Origin of the sequence: Psychrobacter nivimaris (assembly GCF_904846365.1) — a bacterium.
GTDB lineage: Bacteria > Pseudomonadota > Gammaproteobacteria > Pseudomonadales > Moraxellaceae > Psychrobacter > Psychrobacter nivimaris_B.
In genome coordinates this window covers 25905-44582 of sequence record NZ_CAJHAL010000015.1, presented here as the reverse complement: position 1 = coordinate 44582, position 18678 = coordinate 25905, and the positions used below count along the sequence as shown (strand labels likewise).

The 18678-nt window shown below is 32.7% G+C and carries 14 protein-coding genes; all 14 read left to right on the top strand.

What is annotated here, in order from left to right; genetic code table 11:
• Positions 1-6 precede the first annotated feature (6 nt).
• The 14 genes from JMX63_RS07750 to JMX63_RS07685 all read left to right on the top strand — a co-directional run bounded on the left by JMX63_RS07750 (position 7) and on the right by JMX63_RS07685 (position 18670).
• Entirely contained in the window at positions 7-264 is a 258-nt protein-coding gene (locus JMX63_RS07750) for a hypothetical protein (protein ID WP_201571892.1), read from the top strand.
• A gap of 19 nt (positions 265-283) precedes the next feature.
• Positions 284-1654, top strand: coding sequence for an AMP-binding protein (locus tag JMX63_RS07745; protein WP_201571890.1), 1371 nt, complete (start codon positions 284-286; stop codon positions 1652-1654).
• A 2-nt stretch (positions 1655-1656) separates the two neighbouring features.
• The gene (locus JMX63_RS07740) at positions 1657-2385 is read left to right on the top strand and encodes an SDR family NAD(P)-dependent oxidoreductase (protein ID WP_201571889.1); all 729 of its coding nucleotides are present in this window, start codon (positions 1657-1659) and stop codon (positions 2383-2385) included.
• Positions 2386-2434: 49 nt separating this feature from the next.
• Positions 2435-3604: a UDP-N-acetylglucosamine 2-epimerase gene (gene neuC / locus JMX63_RS07735; protein WP_201571888.1), complete on the top strand. Its 1170-nt coding sequence runs from the start codon at positions 2435-2437 to the stop codon at positions 3602-3604.
• Positions 3597-4652 carry a nucleotidyltransferase family protein gene (locus JMX63_RS07730; RefSeq protein ID WP_201571887.1) on the top strand — a complete coding sequence of 352 codons (1056 nt, stop codon included), beginning with the start codon at positions 3597-3599 and terminating at the stop codon, positions 4650-4652. The genes neuC and JMX63_RS07730 overlap by 8 nt, the downstream gene beginning before the upstream one ends.
• Positions 4649-5542, top strand: coding sequence for a Gfo/Idh/MocA family protein (locus JMX63_RS07725; RefSeq protein WP_201571886.1), 894 nt, complete (start codon positions 4649-4651; stop codon positions 5540-5542). Before JMX63_RS07730 ends, JMX63_RS07725 begins: the two co-directional genes overlap by 4 nt.
• Positions 5543-5732: 190 nt before the next feature.
• Positions 5733-8630, top strand: coding sequence for a hypothetical protein (locus JMX63_RS07720; RefSeq protein WP_201571885.1), 2898 nt, complete (start codon positions 5733-5735; stop codon positions 8628-8630).
• 139 nt (positions 8631-8769) lie between these two features.
• A complete protein-coding gene (locus JMX63_RS07715; RefSeq protein ID WP_201571884.1) occupies positions 8770-9486 on the top strand; it encodes an acylneuraminate cytidylyltransferase family protein in 717 nt (238 codons plus the stop codon).
• Complete coding sequence (locus JMX63_RS07710; protein WP_201571883.1) at positions 9476-10249, top strand: oxidoreductase; 774 nt, start codon at positions 9476-9478, stop codon at positions 10247-10249. Before JMX63_RS07715 ends, JMX63_RS07710 begins: the two co-directional genes overlap by 11 nt.
• Before the next feature lie 45 nt (positions 10250-10294).
• Positions 10295-13999, top strand: a complete 3705-nt coding sequence (locus JMX63_RS07705) for a Gfo/Idh/MocA family oxidoreductase (RefSeq protein ID WP_201571881.1) — start codon at positions 10295-10297, stop codon at positions 13997-13999.
• A 26-nt stretch (positions 14000-14025) separates the two neighbouring features.
• The gene (locus tag JMX63_RS07700) at positions 14026-14973 is read left to right on the top strand and encodes a Gfo/Idh/MocA family oxidoreductase (RefSeq protein WP_201571880.1); all 948 of its coding nucleotides are present in this window, start codon (positions 14026-14028) and stop codon (positions 14971-14973) included.
• A 523-nt stretch (positions 14974-15496) separates the two neighbouring features.
• Positions 15497-15898 (top strand): adenylyltransferase/cytidyltransferase family protein, encoded by a 402-nt coding sequence (locus JMX63_RS07695; protein ID WP_201571879.1) that lies wholly within the window; start codon positions 15497-15499, stop codon positions 15896-15898.
• The gene (locus JMX63_RS07690) at positions 15895-17499 is read left to right on the top strand and encodes a hypothetical protein (protein ID WP_201571878.1); all 1605 of its coding nucleotides are present in this window, start codon (positions 15895-15897) and stop codon (positions 17497-17499) included. Before JMX63_RS07695 ends, JMX63_RS07690 begins: the two co-directional genes overlap by 4 nt.
• The gene (locus JMX63_RS07685; RefSeq protein WP_201571876.1) at positions 17483-18670 is read left to right on the top strand and encodes a CDP-glycerol glycerophosphotransferase family protein; all 1188 of its coding nucleotides are present in this window, start codon (positions 17483-17485) and stop codon (positions 18668-18670) included. Before JMX63_RS07690 ends, JMX63_RS07685 begins: the two co-directional genes overlap by 17 nt.
• The last annotated feature ends 8 nt before the right edge of the window (positions 18671-18678 follow it).

Here is an 18678-nt window from a genome sequence, read left to right as displayed (position 1 = left end):
GTAGTTATGAGTATTAGAAAAGTTATTATCGATACATACTTTGAAGTATTAGAACAAACAGATTCTGAGTTATCAGTTGATGAGCTGACAGATAGCACTGTATTACTTGAAAGTGGACTGAGCTCTTTGGGGTTTGCAATTTTAGTAGCTACTTTAGAAGAAAATCTAGATTTTGACCCGTTCGTTATGATGGATGAGCCTGTTTATCCATCAACTTTCGGTGATTTTGTTGCCATTTATGAAAAAATGAACCCTAATTTATAAGACTATAAAAAGATAGATTATGCCTATTACACTGCAAAGCCTCACTAGTAAAATACCTGATGATCGAACTGCTTTCATTTTTTCATCAGGCATCCAGATCAAGCATGGATTTCTTAGAAGCCAAGTAGATTTATATCGAGCAATAATTAACGAAACAAAAGGTAAAAAGGTTGTTATCTATGGTAGATCGCGACAAGAGTTTGCATTACTCCTTTATTTTCTGGATGGGACAGCCTCAGAAATTCTGTTTTTACCGACAGATATAAACAAAAAACTATACCAAGAATATATAGATCAAGTACAGGTTGACTATGCTGCTGAATATAGTGATGAAGATGGTATTAAATTGATTGCTGTTAATACTAATATGACTGTAGCTAACAATGAGGTAGCTGAGGTAGCTGAGGTAGCTGAGGTAGCCTCGACCGACTGGATCATACCCACATCAGGCACTACTAACGTTCCTAAGTTAGTAGCGCATAAGCTAGATGGGTTAACGCGAACTATCAAGTCTAACTCCGATCTAGGCAAAAAGTTTACATGGGGATTGGTGTACGATATTTACCGTTTTGCAGGTATACAAGTATACCTGCAGGCATTGTTAGGGGGGTCAGCACTAATTATACCTTCGTCGGATATGAATATAAGCGTGATGCTTTCCTTTTTCTATGAGAGCGAGTGCAATACTATCTCTGCAACACCATCATTTTGGCGTAAGGCTTTAATGTCTCCAAGTGCTAATGAGTTAAAGTTAACCAACATTACTTTGGGTGGAGAAATAGCTGACACTCAAATACTTAAATCATTGAGATATCAGTTTCCATTGGCAAAAATAAGACATATCTATGCTTCAACGGAAGCAGGTGTAGGATTCTCTGTAAATGATGGTAAGGCAGGGTTTCCCGTCAGCTATCTGAATTCGGATGAATCGGGAGTTGGTTTAAAAACTGATGATTCAGGACAGCTTTGTATAAAACCCAATAAAATAAGTCAGCATTATATGTCTGGGGACTCCATGCATAATCAAGATGGGTACATTAATACAGGTGACTTAGTTGAAGTAAAAGATAATCGAGTAATTTTTTTAGGTCGTGATTCGGGGGCAATTAATGTTGGTGGTAATAAAGTCCAGCCAGAAGAAGTGGAACGCTGCATATTAGAGACAGGCTTAGTAAATCAAGTCGTTGTCTATGCCAAAAACAGCTCAATGCTAGGCTCATTAGTTTGCGCAAATGTTGTATTAAACAGTTTAGACAAAGATAAAAAGACAGCAAAGCAGGAAATTCTATCACAATGTAAGAGAGGTTTAGAAGCCTACAAAGTTCCAGCCATTATTAAGTTCGTAGATGATATTGAAACCACACAAAGCGGAAAAATAAAAAGAGGTTAAGTATGAGTAAGGGTTTAGTAGTAGTTACTGGTGTTTCACAAGGACTTGGATTGGCAGTAACTCTTCGGCTATTAAATGATGGCTTTAAAGTTGTCGGTATTAGTAGAAGACAAACAAAGGAATTTAAAGAGCTCGAATCTACATTTAAAGACAAGCTGTTCTTTTACAGTTATGACTTCAATAATATCGACGGTATTCACGATTTAGTAAAACGCATAACTAAAGAGCACGGCGCCATTTTTGGACTAGTAAACAATGCTGCCTTGGGTCACGATGGTGTTTTAAGTACTATGCATGAGACACAGATTTCTGAGTTAATTAGAGTTAATATTGAAGCGCCGATATTACTAACAAAATACATTAGTCGTTCTATGTTGATGAAAATGAAAGGTCGGATAATTAATATAGGTTCAATTATTGGATCTACAGGATTTAATGGTCTGTCCGTATACGGCGCAACAAAATCAGCAATGGGTGGATTTACTCGTTCTCTTGCAAGAGAGCTTGGCAAAGCTAAGATTACGGTTAATACGGTGGCACCAGGTTATATGCAGACAGCAATGACAAGTGGGCTTGAAGGTTCAAAATTAGAAAGCATTAAACGTAGAAGCTGCCTTGGCCATCTAGCTACAGTCAATGATGTGGCTGGAACAATTTCATACCTGTTGTCTGAAGACGCAAAGAATATTACAGGCACTACATTTACAGTTGATGCTGGCAGTACTGCCTAAAAGGTCTAATAGTATAATTGTAATAAGTGCTTATCAAAAAGAAGGTAATATGAGAAAGATATGTGTTGTCACCGGTACTAGAGCTGAGTACGGCTTGTTATACTGGCTAATGAAAGAGATATCAGACAGTGTCGATCTAGAGTTGCAAGTTATCGCAACTGGTGCTCACTTGAGTCCAGAATTTGGTTTAACATACCAAGAGATAGAATTTGAGATCAATAAAAAAATTGAAATCTTACTTTCGAGTGATACGGCAATCGGAGTCACAAAATCAACAGGATTGGCACAAATATCATTTGCTGAAGCATATGATGAGCTGAATCCAGACTTTGTTGTTTTGTTAGGGGATAGATATGAAATATTATCTGCTGCGATCTCTGCAATGATTGCAAACATACCTATTGTTCATTTGCATGGAGGTGAGACGACCGAAGGTGCATTTGATGAGTCTATAAGACATGCTATTACAAAGATGAGTCATTTACATTTTACAGCAGCAGAAGCATATAAAAATAGAGTTATTCAACTAGGTGAACAGCCACAGACTGTGTTTAACATTGGTGGTATGGGTATTGAAAATATTAATAGAATGACTTTACTAGATCAAGACCAATTGGAAGAGCAGCTCGGTTTCAAACTTGGAGAGAAAAACCTCTTGGTTACTTTCCATCCGGTTACTTTAGAGCAAAACAGTGCTGCTTCTCAGTTTTTAGAGTTGTTAAATGCACTGGATAAGCTAGAAAATACAAGAATTATATTTACTAAGGCAAATAGCGATACTGACGGAAGGGTTATAAACTCTATGATAGATGAGTATGTGCTTAATAATAGCCAGAAGTCTGTTGCATTTACATCACTTGGGCAGCTCAGGTTTTTAAGTTGTTTACAATATGTTGATGCTGTTGTTGGTAATAGTTCAAGTGGCATCTCAGAAGCTCCTAGCTTTAAGATAGGTACTATTAATATAGGCGATCGTCAAAAAGGCCGATTAAAATCCCTAAGTATAATTGATTGTGATCCAACGACTTCAGATATAACTAGAAGTTTAGATGTATTGTATTCTAATGAATTCAAAGAAATAATTGAAAAGGCTCAAAATCCTTATGAATCTAATGGTTTTGCAAGTCAGAAAATAATAAGAGTATTGAAAGATATAAGTTTAGACAGCAGTCTATTAAAGAAGAGTTTTTATAATATTGCAGGGTTAACTTATGAATAGGCTTGAGAAGATAAGAATTAATGCTAATCATAGTATTACAGAAGCGCTTGAAGCTATCGACGAAGGCGGCATACATGTAGCATTAGTGCTAAATGATGATAATCAGCTTATAGGAACGGTTTCTGATGGCGATGTTCGCAGAGCCATACTAAATGGTATTCCACTTAGTGAACCAGCATCAAATATAATGTCTAAAAAACCAATAATAGCTAACCAAAATGATAGTGAAGAAACAATTAAATATATAGCGTTAAAAAATACTATCTATCAAGTACCTATTGTTGATAATGATAATCGTGTTGTAGATATTAAACTCATTGAAGACTTTATGTTAGATGAAGTCAAGAGTAATAAAGTTTTGTTGATGGTTGGAGGTCTTGGGACTAGACTACGTCCTTTGACGGATAAAACTCCAAAACCAATGCTAAAGGTTGGTAATAAACCAATACTAGAAACCATACTGAAACAATTTAAGATTCATGGTTTTAAAGATATTATCCTGTGCGTTAACTATAAATCTGAAGTAATCGAAGAATATTTTGGCAATGGTAAAGATTTTGGATTAAATATTGAGTATATCAAGGAAGAAAAGAGAATGGGAACGGCAGGTTCTCTAAGCTTGATTAAGGAAAAGCTAACCGAACCATTTTTTATAATGAATGGTGATTTATTGACGAATATTAATTTTAATCATCTCTTAAAGTATCATCAAGACTTAAGTTCAGATGCAACCATGTGCGTAAGAGAATACAATTTTCAGGTACCTTTTGGTGTGGTTGAAATTCATAATGACCATAATATTAAGTCTGTCACTGAAAAACCAAACCATAGTTTTTTTGTTAGTGCTGGTATATATATGTGTAATCCAAGTGTGTTGGATTATATACCAGAAGATAAGTTTTATGATATGCCTACATTATTTCAAGATGTTATTGCCAAGGGCCTGAATGCCGTCTCATTCCCTATACATGAGTATTGGCTAGATATTGGAAGAGTAGAAGAGTTTGAGAAAGCTAACAACGAATTTAAAGAGGTTTTTGGCGAATGAATGTATTGATTATTGGGTATGGATCTATAGGTAAAAGACATGAGGAGGTTCTTAGAGAGATTGATGGTATTTCCAACATAGATATTGTTTCTAAACAAAATATAAAAGACAAACGAGTATATCCCAGTCTTGATAAAGCGCCGCTTGAAAAATACGACTATTTCATAATTTCATCTGAGACATTTAAGCATTTCGAACAACTTAGTTATATAAACCAAAAGGTTGAGAATAAGTTGATTTTTTGCGAAAAACCTTTGTTTGAAGACTATAAATTTTTTAAGCCTAAGAATGATATTTATGTAGGTTATGTTTTGCGCTACCACCCGCTTCTAAAGACTTTAAAACAAATAATAGATAAAGAAAATATTTATTTTTCTAGTGTTGAGAGTGGTTCATACTTACCCAACTGGCGTATAGAAGGTGATTACAGAAAAAGCTACAGCGCTTCTAAAAAAAAGGGAGGAGGTGTTCTACTAGATTTAAGTCATGAATTAGACTACGTTGAATGGTTGTTTGGAATTACAGACGCTATGTCTTGTATGACAGAGAAAGTATCTGAGTTAGATATAGAAGCAGAAGATTTAGCCGTACTTAATCTAAAAACTGATCGCAATACACACGTCAATATAATTCTAAATTATTTTAGTAAGATACCAATACGAAAGATTATAGCCCATAGTAAGAATAGTACATTTTATGTAGATTTAATAAATAATACTCTTATAGTTCAAGATAGAAATGGTGTCAAGTTGAGAGAAATAGCAGAAACTTTTGATAGAAATATGATGTATAGAGATATGCATATAGATGTGTTGGGTGAAAGGTTATACGCAGCAACTTACCAACAGGCTATCAGTATATTGAAAATAATAAATCGTATTAATGAGTAATATAAAATACGAAATAGAACTACTAACATTAAGTTAAATTCGCATCCATAAAATATGATAGCTATAGTTAGTCCCCTTCAGAAGATTTACAGCGTTAACATCGTTTGAAGTATCACACATACATTTGCGCTCGGTTGCCTTGTATCTTTTTTAAACTGAATCAACTATATTAAATATTAGAAGGTTATAAATGTTAGTAATTAAACTCAATTATCTATGTAAGCTAATAAAAAATTCAATGGGTCAAATATTAAAAAAAATTGTTATTCCAAATAACTATTTTAATAAAGACATTGAAAATCATAGCTCTCCTGGAGAACAAGATATAGCATTCGAAGAGAAAAAATATATTTATAATGAGATTACAACAGAGTTATATAGCGATGGTGTGGACATCACAAATTACGAGAATAAATTAGATTATATTTTTAATAGTTTATCTGAAAAAGTTGTAAACGGTAGTGCTACAGCGTTTGATAAATTATCTTATTTTACCTTAATTTCAGATACTGAAAGCATAGAAGTTATAATAAATAATCTCATCGTATCTTACATAGATGAAGTAAAAACATTAATTAAAATCGAGAGTGTGAGAAATAGGTATTTTGGCATACTGAATAATCTGCAAGTATTATTCCCCTATGTTAATAGGATTGCCACACATTTCATGAATACGAAAGGTATTTTAATAAAAGTTAACGATTTCTATAGATTGTTTGATATTTGTTTAAAATACAAAAATTCAAAAAAAATGCTAATGAAAGATGAAGATATATTAAAGTGCGAAAGCCATTTAAGTATTATCTATACTAACTATACTGTGTATGAGTCTACTTTCGGCGATATTGTTCATCACAACAAACATATGAAAAAGAATTATCAAAGTTTTGGTAGTAGGAAGCTATATATATTAACCACGATGTCAATAAGGGCTTATTATACTGAGGATTGTGAATATGCTCAATTAGCAAATTATGAGCTATTAAAAGCAAAAGAGCGTTTAAAATCGGAAATCAATGTTTCAGACCTTTACAATGCTTTAAAAATTTCTAATTTACTATATATTGATAACAGTGAATTGTGTAATATTTTTTATTCTAGATATAACTTCTTCTATAGTCGTATGACGCAATTTGAATTAAGTGAAGTATATAACATGGTCAGTGAGAACGAGGAATTCTATCACAAGACAATGGATCTAATACACTCCCACATTTCTAAAGAATCTACTCATACAAGCATAGCTTTTAGGCTTAATAAAATATACGTTGATAACTTGATTAAGTACGGATTGACGGACAAAGCGAAAAAAGAATTTAAGCTTTTTATTAATAGATTCGAATGCGATTCAACATTTAGAGCTATAAACTACATCGCTACTCTAGAAAGATTGGGTATGCTAGTTGAACGTGAAGATTTGTTTAATATTTGGTATGACAAATTTATATTCTCACGCTTTCTAGGAGATAAAATTAGTATCGCTAATATTGTTCCTTTAGTTACAATGCAATATAAAATCTCCCAAATCAATAATCTTAAAGCTTTAAAAGAAGTTTATTTTAAATTTTTAAAAAATAAAATAAATATAAAAAACAGTAAACGATTGATTGTTATTAATCCGTTACATGATTTAAATACTATGTATGCTCCTCTTCATCTATATCGTAACCTAATACAAAACCATAGCGTTCCTATTTTGAATTTATCTTGTGGTCAAATTGATTTCTTTAACGAAAGAGAACTAATTCTAGGTAATCAAAATATACCGCTTCTTAACTTTGATAATATGAGTGTCATCAATCAACCGAAGCACTGGAATAACGATTTTAGTGATTGGAGAGTAGACATAGATAAAAAAATTATAGAATGTAACGGTACTAACTTATATCAAAGTTTTTTTGAAACGATAGCGCGTAACCAAAAAGTTTATACATTTGATTGGAGTTCTGCATCGTCACTGTACTATTTTCAATTATTTAAAAGAAGGATAGATAGAAACGCATATGTATATAAAGAACTATTAAATCAATTAAATAACAGTTCTATAGTTTTTCTAGCTAACATGCATCACTATGCACCGTGGGCGTATTATTATCACAGATCATTGCAACTGAATAGGCCTGAACGAGAATCTCTAGTTCAAGTTACTGCAGCCTATGAAAATTATTCAGTAGATCTTAAGACTCTCACTTATAATACTATGACTGCACTCAATCTTACTAAGCATAAAAACTCAAGATCCGCCGTTTTCGGATCATCTGAAAATTTCTACACTTGGGCAAGGTCTGAAGTTGAGAATATCTCAAATGAGTTTATTGAGTCATATGTTGAGGAATATCGTCGAAAAGTTAATGAGACCATTGAACGAGAAGGTATTTCGGATTCACTACTAGAAGCAATAAAACAAGCTAAAAAAAATAATAAGACTATTGTATGTATTTTGGGAAAAAGATTGTGTGACCTATGTGTGCCAGAAATGAAGGGTGTGTTTCCTAATATGAAGGCTTGGGCTAATGCTACTAATCAATTTGTTTTGCAAAATGATGATATCTTTATGATCGTTAAACCGCATCCGCACGAGATAAAGTATGAAATATCGATGGTAGAGCTGGAATCTTTTCTAGATTGGTTTTCAGATGAAGATGGAATTTATAAGTTGGGCCATAGAGAATGTGGTCTTGATGAACTCATCCCATATGTAGATTGTTTCCTAATGTGGAACGGGACGTCAACAGTAAATCTAGCCAAGCAAAAGGCAAACGTTATAGTATGTGATGACTGGGCTAATAAAGATTATCCAATCGACCTGTATCAGCCTGCAAGTAAAGAAAGTTATTATGACGATATCAAAAAATCAAAAAATTGGGACGAAAGTAGTGAGGCAGTGATTTATAGAGCGAAACTTGCATATCTTTATACTAAAAACCTAGAGAATGCTGATTTTTCAGTAAAAAATATAGGTATTGTTAGAAGTTCAACTAACGTGAATTGGAATGTACCATATGTTAAATTAGGTGCTCTAGAAAAAGAATTTATGACTCCTGAAGAGAGTTATGAGGATATGGTAAATCGAGTTTTTGAAACTTAAAATTTTATATTCAAGTATGTATACTTTTAAGATAAATCACTCATTTTCTATCAAAATTATTTTTTTCTTTTGTAAAATTACTGTTCAACACAGAAATTGTAATTAACAATCCAATTATAAAGGCTTTATGAGGTTATATATGAAAAAAATACTTTGTACTATTTGTGCAAGAGGTGGAAGTAAGGGTGTAAAAAATAAAAATCTACTTATGATTGCTGGTAAGCCATTGATTGCTCATACTATTGATCAAGCTTTGAAGTCCGGTCTATTCAAGCATGTAGTTATTAGTACGGACTCTGATCAAATTGCAAGCGTAGCTAAAGAATATGGAGCTGAAGTTTTTTTTAAACGAGATCAATCAATGGCCTCAGATACTGCAGGTAAGCTGCAGGTTATTCAGGACGCCTTTCAGAAAAGTGAAGAATATTATGATATTGAATTCGATTATTTAATTGACCTAGATGCTACTTCACCTTTAAGGGATGTTTCAGATATTATAGATACATATGCACACCTAATTAAGAATAACTATGAAAACGTTATTACTGCATCGGTTAGCCGCCGTAGTCCATATTTTAATATGGTGGAGTTCGACGAAAACAAGCAATTGAAAACAAGTAAGTCAGTTGATGCTCTTGTTGTTAGGCGACAGGATGCACCTCAGACATATGATATGAATGCATCAATTTATGCATGGACTCGTGACGGATTGCTAAAAAGACAAAGTGTAATTCATGAAAATACAGGATTATTTATCATGCCTGAAGAGCGCTCAATAGATATTGATAATCCAATTGATTTAGAAGTGGTTTCTTACTTATTATCCAAAAAAGTGGGTATTGATAATGCAAAATAATAATAAAGTAATTGTAGTAACTGGTGGCGCAGGCTTATTAGGTAGTACTTTTATTAAAGAAATAGCTAAGCAAGGTTGGCAAGCTATAATCGCAGATATTAACGAAGATCGAGCACAAAAAGTTATTGCAGAATGTGTAGCATGTGGTTATCCAAAACCACCATATTTTATTAAATTAGATATTAATGATGAAGAATCTGTTAATGAATCTATTGCCTCTATATTTAATATGTTTGGTAAAATCGACGGCCTGGTTAACAATGCCTATCCGAGAAATAGGAATTACGGGAAACATTTCTTCGATGTAAAATATGACGATTTTTGTGAAAACATCAACCTGAATATAGGTGGTTATTTTTTATGTTCTCAAAAGTTTGGTGCTTTTTTTAAGCAACAAGGGCATGGTAATATTATCAATATGGGCTCGGTTTATGGTGTGATTGCCCCTAAGTTTGAAGTGTATGATGGCACGGAAATGACTTTAGTGGTTGAATATGCAGTCATTAAATCTGCTCTATTGCATTTAACCAAATATATGGCTAAATATTTTAAAGGTTTAAATATTAGAGTGAATGCGATTTGTCCAGGTGGTATATTTGATTCTCAGAATGAAAAGTTTCTAGCTCAATATAATGAACAATGTTTGAATAAAGGGATGTTAGATCCTTCTGATATCAGTGGTCTATTAGTATTTCTTTTAAGTGATAATAGTGAATATATAAACGGACAAACCATATCAGTAGATGATGGGTTTACTTTGTAAGATAATAGCTGTGAATCTACTATACACGTACGATGGTAAAATAATATGTTGAAATTAGATATAGATCACATAAATAGGAACTTAAAAAAAATATCAAGAGATCCTAAACTATTTTTTAAAGACTTCACAAATAAAAGAGTGCCAAATATACCACCTTTGAAAAACGCGTTAAATTTAATATTTGAATATTATGAAAACGAAAACAAAGCAGAGGTAAAGGAATTACTAAGACAAAATGCGTCTAAAGAATCGCAAATCCTATCTCAGAATTCAGATTTAAAATTTGTCAACCTTACAGATTATAATAATCAGCTGTATCAGTTTACCAAGCGGTATAATGTTAATAGCTTTAAGCGGGGTGATGAATACATCTGGCCCTACATACGTAACCATATGCTAGTAAATCTCTATGCTACGTGGAGAGGTCGAGAAAGTTATAAGCAACTAAATCCATTAGCTTTATCTACAGCACATTTTTCGAAATTTACACAATATACTAGAGATTATAGTATGGCATCTATTAGTGCCAAACCCTTTGACAACCTTGAAAACGAAGAAGTAGATATATTATTTATTTGTCAGCATAGTGGCTTTGGTCGTACTGAAGTTGATGGTGAAATATATCATCGTTTAATTGATCCATTATTTGAAGCTGCTTCAACTATTACGTCCAGCAAAAAAATAGAGTTTATCTCTAATCCTAATACTAATTTTATTGATATTTGGCATAAATATAAATATAAAACCCTCTCTATTCTCCCTCCAGAGTTTCAAAAAGTTGGTTATCATAACCTTTGCACATATGATGAAAGTTTCTTTATAAATTTCAAAGGGTTATTCAGAACACAAATGTCAGTTGATAGGCATATTTTAAATTCAGTTGTTGATTATGAAATGCATACTAGAGAATGGATGCTAACTGTATTAAAACAGATTAAACCTAAAGTAATATTTTTAACATCATTTCATTATCACGCTTCTTTGATTTCAGCAGCTAATGAACTAGGAATATTAACAATAGATATTCAGCATGGATTGCAGGCAGGCGATGGCATTCTATATAACCATCATGAGGAAATTCCAGAGAAAGGTTATCAATCTTATCCAGACTACTTTGCAGTCTGGGGAAATAAGGAGTTAAAAAATATAGAACGTAACTTCCCTAATAAGGGTCATAGGGCAATATTATTAGGTAACCCATGGCTTAATAAGCTCGAAGAGTTTGAGTATGAGTTTCCAGATTCTGTGACCAAAAAACTTGATAGTGAGAAACGCTTAATTGGATTAATTGTGTTACAAGACCAAGAAAAAATACAAGACTTATATAAAAATATAATTAAAAGTACCGAGAGCCAAGTTTTTTGGTTGGTCCGACATCATCCTACGAGTCGGAAGTTTTTTAAAGCCTATGACTTCATCAACGGATTAATAAATGACCAAGTATTGATAGACGAATCTATTGATCAAGCTAATATAAGAGCATTATTTGACAAGGTTAATTTTACATTATCGGAAGGTTCTGCTTTGGCTTATGAAGCTAGCCAGTACGGTATAAAAAACTTTGTGTTTAGCGACTATGCCGCTAAGAATTTTGCCGATGAGATTGAAACTGATAGTTTTTACTATGTTCATGATGTTGATAGTTTTAATTCAATTTTTAATACTATTGACTTTGACTCTAAAGTGAACGAATATTTGCCATTTGAAAATGTTAATTTATTTGATTTTATTAAGGAAACACTAGAAATCTCAAATCGCAAAGATATACCAAGGAATCCCTTTGTTTTTACAAATGAGATATTAATAAAACAATTTCAAGATAATGTGGGTGCTAAGCTAGACTTAATTAATAACTACCTTGCTGATGGCTATAAAATTAAAGCGGTCGAAGTATTCTATGAACTGAGAGAGCTTTTAGGACAGGCACCTGCTATTGCAAAGCTGTGTGAAAATGAACATGAATATTTCGCAAAAGAGTCCAGAATTTTTAAAAATATTATAAATTCTGAATTCGGTGAAGAAAATCAGAATGTGTTCATGGTAGCTGATTCACTTGGTTTACCACGACCGAATGAAACAGTGAGAAATGATTTTGGCGCAAAAACTACTACAGCATGGCATTTTAATCAGAATGCCCTGTCACAAATTAATGGGCACAAGATGGGTATCTGGGCGCAAAGATATCTTACAACATCTAGATTGATTGACTCATGGAGCAAGATAGTCGGTCATTTAGAAAATAAACATTTAATCGTGCATTTGGGACTCAATGATAGCTCTGAAAGAATATTTCTAGAGCATCAAAGGCTCGGTATGGATCTGCTAGAACTAAATGTGAAGAAAGAAATTATTGACTTTGGGAAGAAGTATCGTAAAGATATTATCTCAAATCAGTACGAATTTAATTATGTCAGCCCTGATCAGTTCGGAAGTAATCTTCAGGAAATAATAAACCTTGCAAATGAAGAGGGTGCTAGCTCGATTAGTTTTGTGAATATTATTTCTTTCCCTAAGTCGCATGAGATAAATACACCTCGTAGTTTTATTAATACCCAAAAGTATAACGCAATTATTAGTAGCGTTGTTAATACAAATGACAATGCATATTTGATAGATCTTGAGAGTGCATTTATACAAGAAGGCAAGGACAATTGTATGCTCGAGGACAACATGCATTTATCTTCCATAGGACATGAAACGCTTTCAAATGAAATTCTTACTAAGTTAGATGGCGGAGTCAAACTAGAATATACAGTAGCACTTGTTGGAGTTGGACAATTTGGTAGTCGATATCTACAGGGTATAAAAAAAATCAACTTAAAAAATAGTTCTTTAAAAGTTCAGTTAATTGAAAATGATGAAAAAGCTAGAGCGTTAGCTATCAATAGGTTTAATGAAATAGTCGAGAATCTTAATACAAGTATCACAGTTGAGTTTTGTGAAGATATCGCAAGCTTATCGAATAACTTAGATTTAGTAATTATTGCTACAGCAGCGGAAATAAGAGCGGAGATATTACGAGAGCTTTTACTTCAGAAAAAAGTTAAGAATCTAATCCTTGAAAAAGTGCTTTTCCAAAAACCAGAGGATTATATTGAGTTCAAAGATAAGTTTTCCAATCTTGATATTAACGTATGGGTTAATCACTCTAGACGTGAATTTAGTTTTTATAAAAATATCGTGGGTGATATCAGTAAAAGCAAATTTATAAACTTTAGCGTAAGTGGTATAAACTGGGGATTGGCATGTAATGGATTGCACTTTTTAGATTTGATTTTGTTCTTGCAGCAATCAAAGTCAGAGAATTGTCCCAATGTTAACTTGAATATTGATGTGGAACAAGTACTACCTGCTAAGAGAAAGGGTTATTATGAAGTCTTTGGTAATCTAAATGGTAAAATTGGTAAAGCAAGTGTTAATTTAGATTGTAGGCATACAGATGATAATCGTGTTGACACTATAATTAATATTAATACAGATACTATTAGGTTTTGTATTGATGAGGCGCGAGGTGAGGTGTCTTATGCATCAATTACTAATGATTGGAAGTGGGTACAAGAGAAAATCGCTATCATAGAACATCAAAGTGACTTGACCCCTCATATTGTGGAGGACATTCTGGTGAATAGTCGTTGTAACCTACCTACATATAAGGATGCGTGCTTGCTGCATGAACCATTTATAGAAGTGGTTTTAGGTACTTTAAAATCAGAAGTTAATGATACAATCACTACTTGCTTAATAAGCTAGTAGAAAAAAATCAATGAGGTTTATCAATGAATACTACTTGGTTAGTTGGTGCTGGTTTAATGGCTCGAGAGTACGTAAAGGTCTTAGAAGAATTATCCTCAGACTTTATTGTAGTTGGGCGTGGAAAAAAATCAGCTGAAGAATGTAAGAAAATCACACAAAAGACTATATACCTAGGTGGATTATACACTTTTTTAGCTACTGAACCAGCTATCCCATCGCATGCAATTGTTTCTGTAAATGTAGAAGATCTATATTCGTGCACAGCAGCATTGATTAAATATGGTGTTAAGAACATTCTGGTAGAGAAACCAGGTGGGTTAGATCAGTACGAAATCTCTCACTTAAAAGAGCTTGCAGATAAGTACGAAACTAGTTTATTAATCGCCTATAATCGAAGATTTTTTTCCTCGGTATATAAAGCTAGAGAAATAATTGAAGAAGACGGTGGTATTAGGTCTTGTTTTTTTGAGTTTACTGAACGTTCTAATGTTATTGAAGGTTTAGATAAGCCTGATATTGTTAAACAAAATTGGTTTATTGCGAATTCAACGCACGTAGTTGATCTGACTTTTCACCTCATTGGTAAGCCTAGTGAAATAACAACATATTCACAAGGGTCTCTAGTCTGGCATCATAGTGCCGACAAATTTTGTGGTTCTGGTATAACTAATAACAGTATTATGTTTAGCTACTTTGCTGATTGGGGTGCACCTGGCCGTTGGTCGATTGAGGTTTTAACAGCAAAGAATAGATTGATTTTCAAACCAATGGAAAAGCTGAAAGTAATGAGGGCTGGTACTTTCAATGAAGAAGAAATAGTACTTGATGAACAGCTAGACATTGATTTCAAACCTGGGCTATTTAAGCAGACAGAAACATTCTTGAACGGAGACTTTAGTCTTCACTGTTCAATAGATGAGCAAGCTAGTTTAATGGATGTTTACAGAAAAATAGCTAACTATAGTGATTAGTAGTTTTTTATTATAGAGTAGTGCTTGCATAAGTTGTAGCTAACCATTGAGATTCAATTAGCAAAATATAGGAAAAAAAGGCTTTTACAACAAGTTTACAGTAGCTCAGATTTAGTATAATCAGTTTATTAATTTTATGAGTAGCTTTACAGATGGTTTGTTATCTGTCTGCAAAGCTACTCTTTTTCGTTTTAAGTAAAGCTCAAAACTATCATAAATAATCAGTATATGTTTATAATATTAGTGCATATCATATTTATCTAAAAAGTATGTACTTGAGAGTTCTAAGGACATTAAGTGGTTTCATATTAAAAAATCATAAGTGCGGATTGGAGCTAGTAAATATGTATAATCCACTTAAAATGGTAAGTTACAGAACTTATCGTTATTCTGTAAGTTTAAAGTGATTAAACTTAAGGTTTCCTTAATATAAGTGCAGACATTTACTTCTTAGTTAGTCGTATGTTGATAGGTGTGGCTAACATACCAGTTCTGTTTTTTGGGTATAACTGTTGAGACTATTATGAGATGTGTGATAACGTTCGGTACTTTTGATCTTTTTCATTATGGTCACCTTAGGCTCTTAGAAAGAGCTTCTGAGTGTGGTGATAAGTTATATGTAGGTATATCTAGTGATGCATTTAGTGCTAAAAAGAAAGGGCGTTTACCAGTTTATAATGAATTCGAAAGAATGAGTATAGTATCAGCACTAAGCTGCGTTGATGGCGTGTTTTTAGAAGAATCAATGGAAGCTAAACGTAAGTATTTATCTGAATATAATGCTGATGTACTAGTCATGGGATGTGATTGGCAAGATAAGTTTGATGAGCTTAAAGATATTTGTGACGTGATATATCTTGATAGAACTGTCAGTATCTCAAGTACTGAAATTATCTCACGTATTAATACGGATTATAAGTTTTGAGCTATTTTAATCTAGACTTAAGAAAAACTGCTAGAAAGCTGATTAAGTTTGTCAAACACCCAGTTTTATCATGTCATGATATTTACCTAAAACGATATAAATTAAAAGGTCATGATGATATACAAAAGAATCTTAATCAGTTGATCTCTTTTAAACAATATTATCCTGTTAATGATTTGATGTATAAAGATGAGCATCTATGGCCATATCTACGTAATCACTTATGGGCAAATATCAACTCGGTATCATTAGGAAGCTTTGATGATTATATATTGCGAGCTTCAAGAATACAGGGGACTTTTTTTGAGGATTTTAGCCCTAAAATAAGGAATAAACTGCAAAATAATTCTCAGTTAGTTCAAGCTAAAAACTTCAAAAACTTAATCCAGACAGATATACTTTTTTTTGTCATGCAGAATGCAACAGAAAAGCTAGAAAGAGATGGTCTTATAAGTCATAAATATATAGATTATTATTACAAGGCTGCTTCTGAGCTTACAACGGTTCAAAAGTATGAAGTGATCAGGACTAGTAATTTAGCAGAAGATTGGGATAGATATGAAATTCCAGCAAAGCTTTTAGTCTTGTCCAAGAAATTTGTAAACGATTTTAGTGCTGAAATTAGTTATGATAAATCATTGTTTAATTGTATGCGTGAGAATATACCTATACTAAAAACATTGACTAAAAAAGATTTGTTAGATATTTTAAACTATGAGTTAAGTGCTAGACTTTACTATATTGAACTATTAAAAGCAATTAACCCGAAAGTTGTTTTTCTAAACTTTTATCATCGATATGCACCACTCATCTCTGCTGCTGAGCATTTAGGGATTTTAACTGTAGATTTACAACATGGGATACAGAGAGGTTGGACGCCGCTTTATAATAGATTTGAAGAGGTATCTAATAGAAGTTATCAAGCATTACCTGATTATTTTGCCGTCTACTCAAAACTGGATGTACAAAATATTGAATATAATTTCAGGTCGAAATCTAAACATAGACCTTTACTAATGGGCTATTCTTGGTTAAATGAAAGTACAATAAGTCGTGAGAGTCGGGATTCTTACTTAGATTTTCTAGAAAATTTATGTTCAGGACAAAAAATAATTCTCTTTGTTCTTCAAAAACAAAGAGAGCTACCTCAATATTTGCTTAATGTAATCAAATCTACTAGTAATAAATATACATGGTTAATAAGACATCATCCCAAAGGTCATAAATTCAAAATTCTTGATTTTGACTACCTTGATAATGTGATCATTAATGATTTATTAGATCAAATGCCTCTCAATATCTTAGCTTCTAAGTTAGATATAAGTGTATCTGAAGGTTCTGCGTTGAGCTATGAACTTAAGTTACTTGGAATTAAAGGCTTAATTATTGGGCAAGAGGGTAAGGATAACTACACTGATGAGATAGTTAATAAAGAATTATATTATGCACATGCAGAATTGGAAAGTATTATTGGGAGGTTGGCCTACCTAGAAGCTTTAGAGTCAGAAGATAATAATAGATTGATGAATGATATTTCCGCAAGAAAACTTATTGAAAATACTTTGAAACTTAGTAGTATAAAAAATGATGAAAAATTTTAAGATTGCTTTCATCGGTTGGAACCTTTTTCAATTTAACCATGTCTCCGTTCTATTGAGGGCTATACCAAGCTCTACGTTTATTATTGAATATAGAAATGATGAGCAATGTTTTTTTGATCCAAATATATTAGCAGAGTTTGGTGATAGAGTTATAAAATTACCAAAAAATAGAATTATAGAAGTCGATGGAAGATTTGATATAATGGTATGCCAAACACCGTTTGATGATATCGTAAAATTTAAAGATACTAAAATAGTTATGATTCAGTATGGTTATGCTAAAGAACCGCATAACTATGGCACATGGCGCACTTTAGCTGATCTAAACCTAACATATGGTGATTATGCGAAATCCAAAATAAAGCCTTTCTCTCCCGCTGTATCTATAGGGAATCCAAATTATGATGTATGGGAAAATACAAATTATAAATTAACAGTCTATAAAAAATATAGTGAGATTCTGGATTCGAAAAAGAAAACAATTTTGTATGCACCTACATGGGGAGAGTTAAGTAGTATTGACGCATATGAAGGCGCTATTACAAGACTTACTTGTAAATACAATGTTTTAATTAAGCCTCATCACAATACTTCAATTTTTAAGCAGAAGGGAAGTGGTTCTAGTTTTTTTGAAAACTGCATTGTTTTCAGCGAGTATAGTGATATTTTAGAGTTGTTAGCTGTGTCTGACGTTCTGATTTCCGATTATAGTGGTGCAATCTTTGATGCGCTTTATTTTCGAAAACCAATTGTCTTATTAAATAATTCTGATGCACTTTATAGTAATAAGCTAGATGAGCATAGTTTGGAGTATTCTAGAAGGTCAGATATTGGGACGGTTGTTGAGAGTGTATCTGGGTTAGAGCAGGGTATTAATAAAGCTTTATTATTTCAAGCTCCATATACTCATGTACAAGATTCATTAAGAGAGCAGCTTTTCTCACAAAGTTATAATACACCTTCTAAATTTTTATTAGAAATTGATAATTTGTTAAATAATAAGTACGTACTGACTCAGAGTCAAAAGTATATTAGAGAGACTGTTAAAGAAAATCTTAATTTGGTGAGCAAAAATAGAGAGTTGAACATGCGTAATAGACCTCTATCACTTAAGCTTAGAAGAAAATTAATAGTTAGCATTACTAATTTTTTCAATATAGTTAAGCGATAGATACCTGA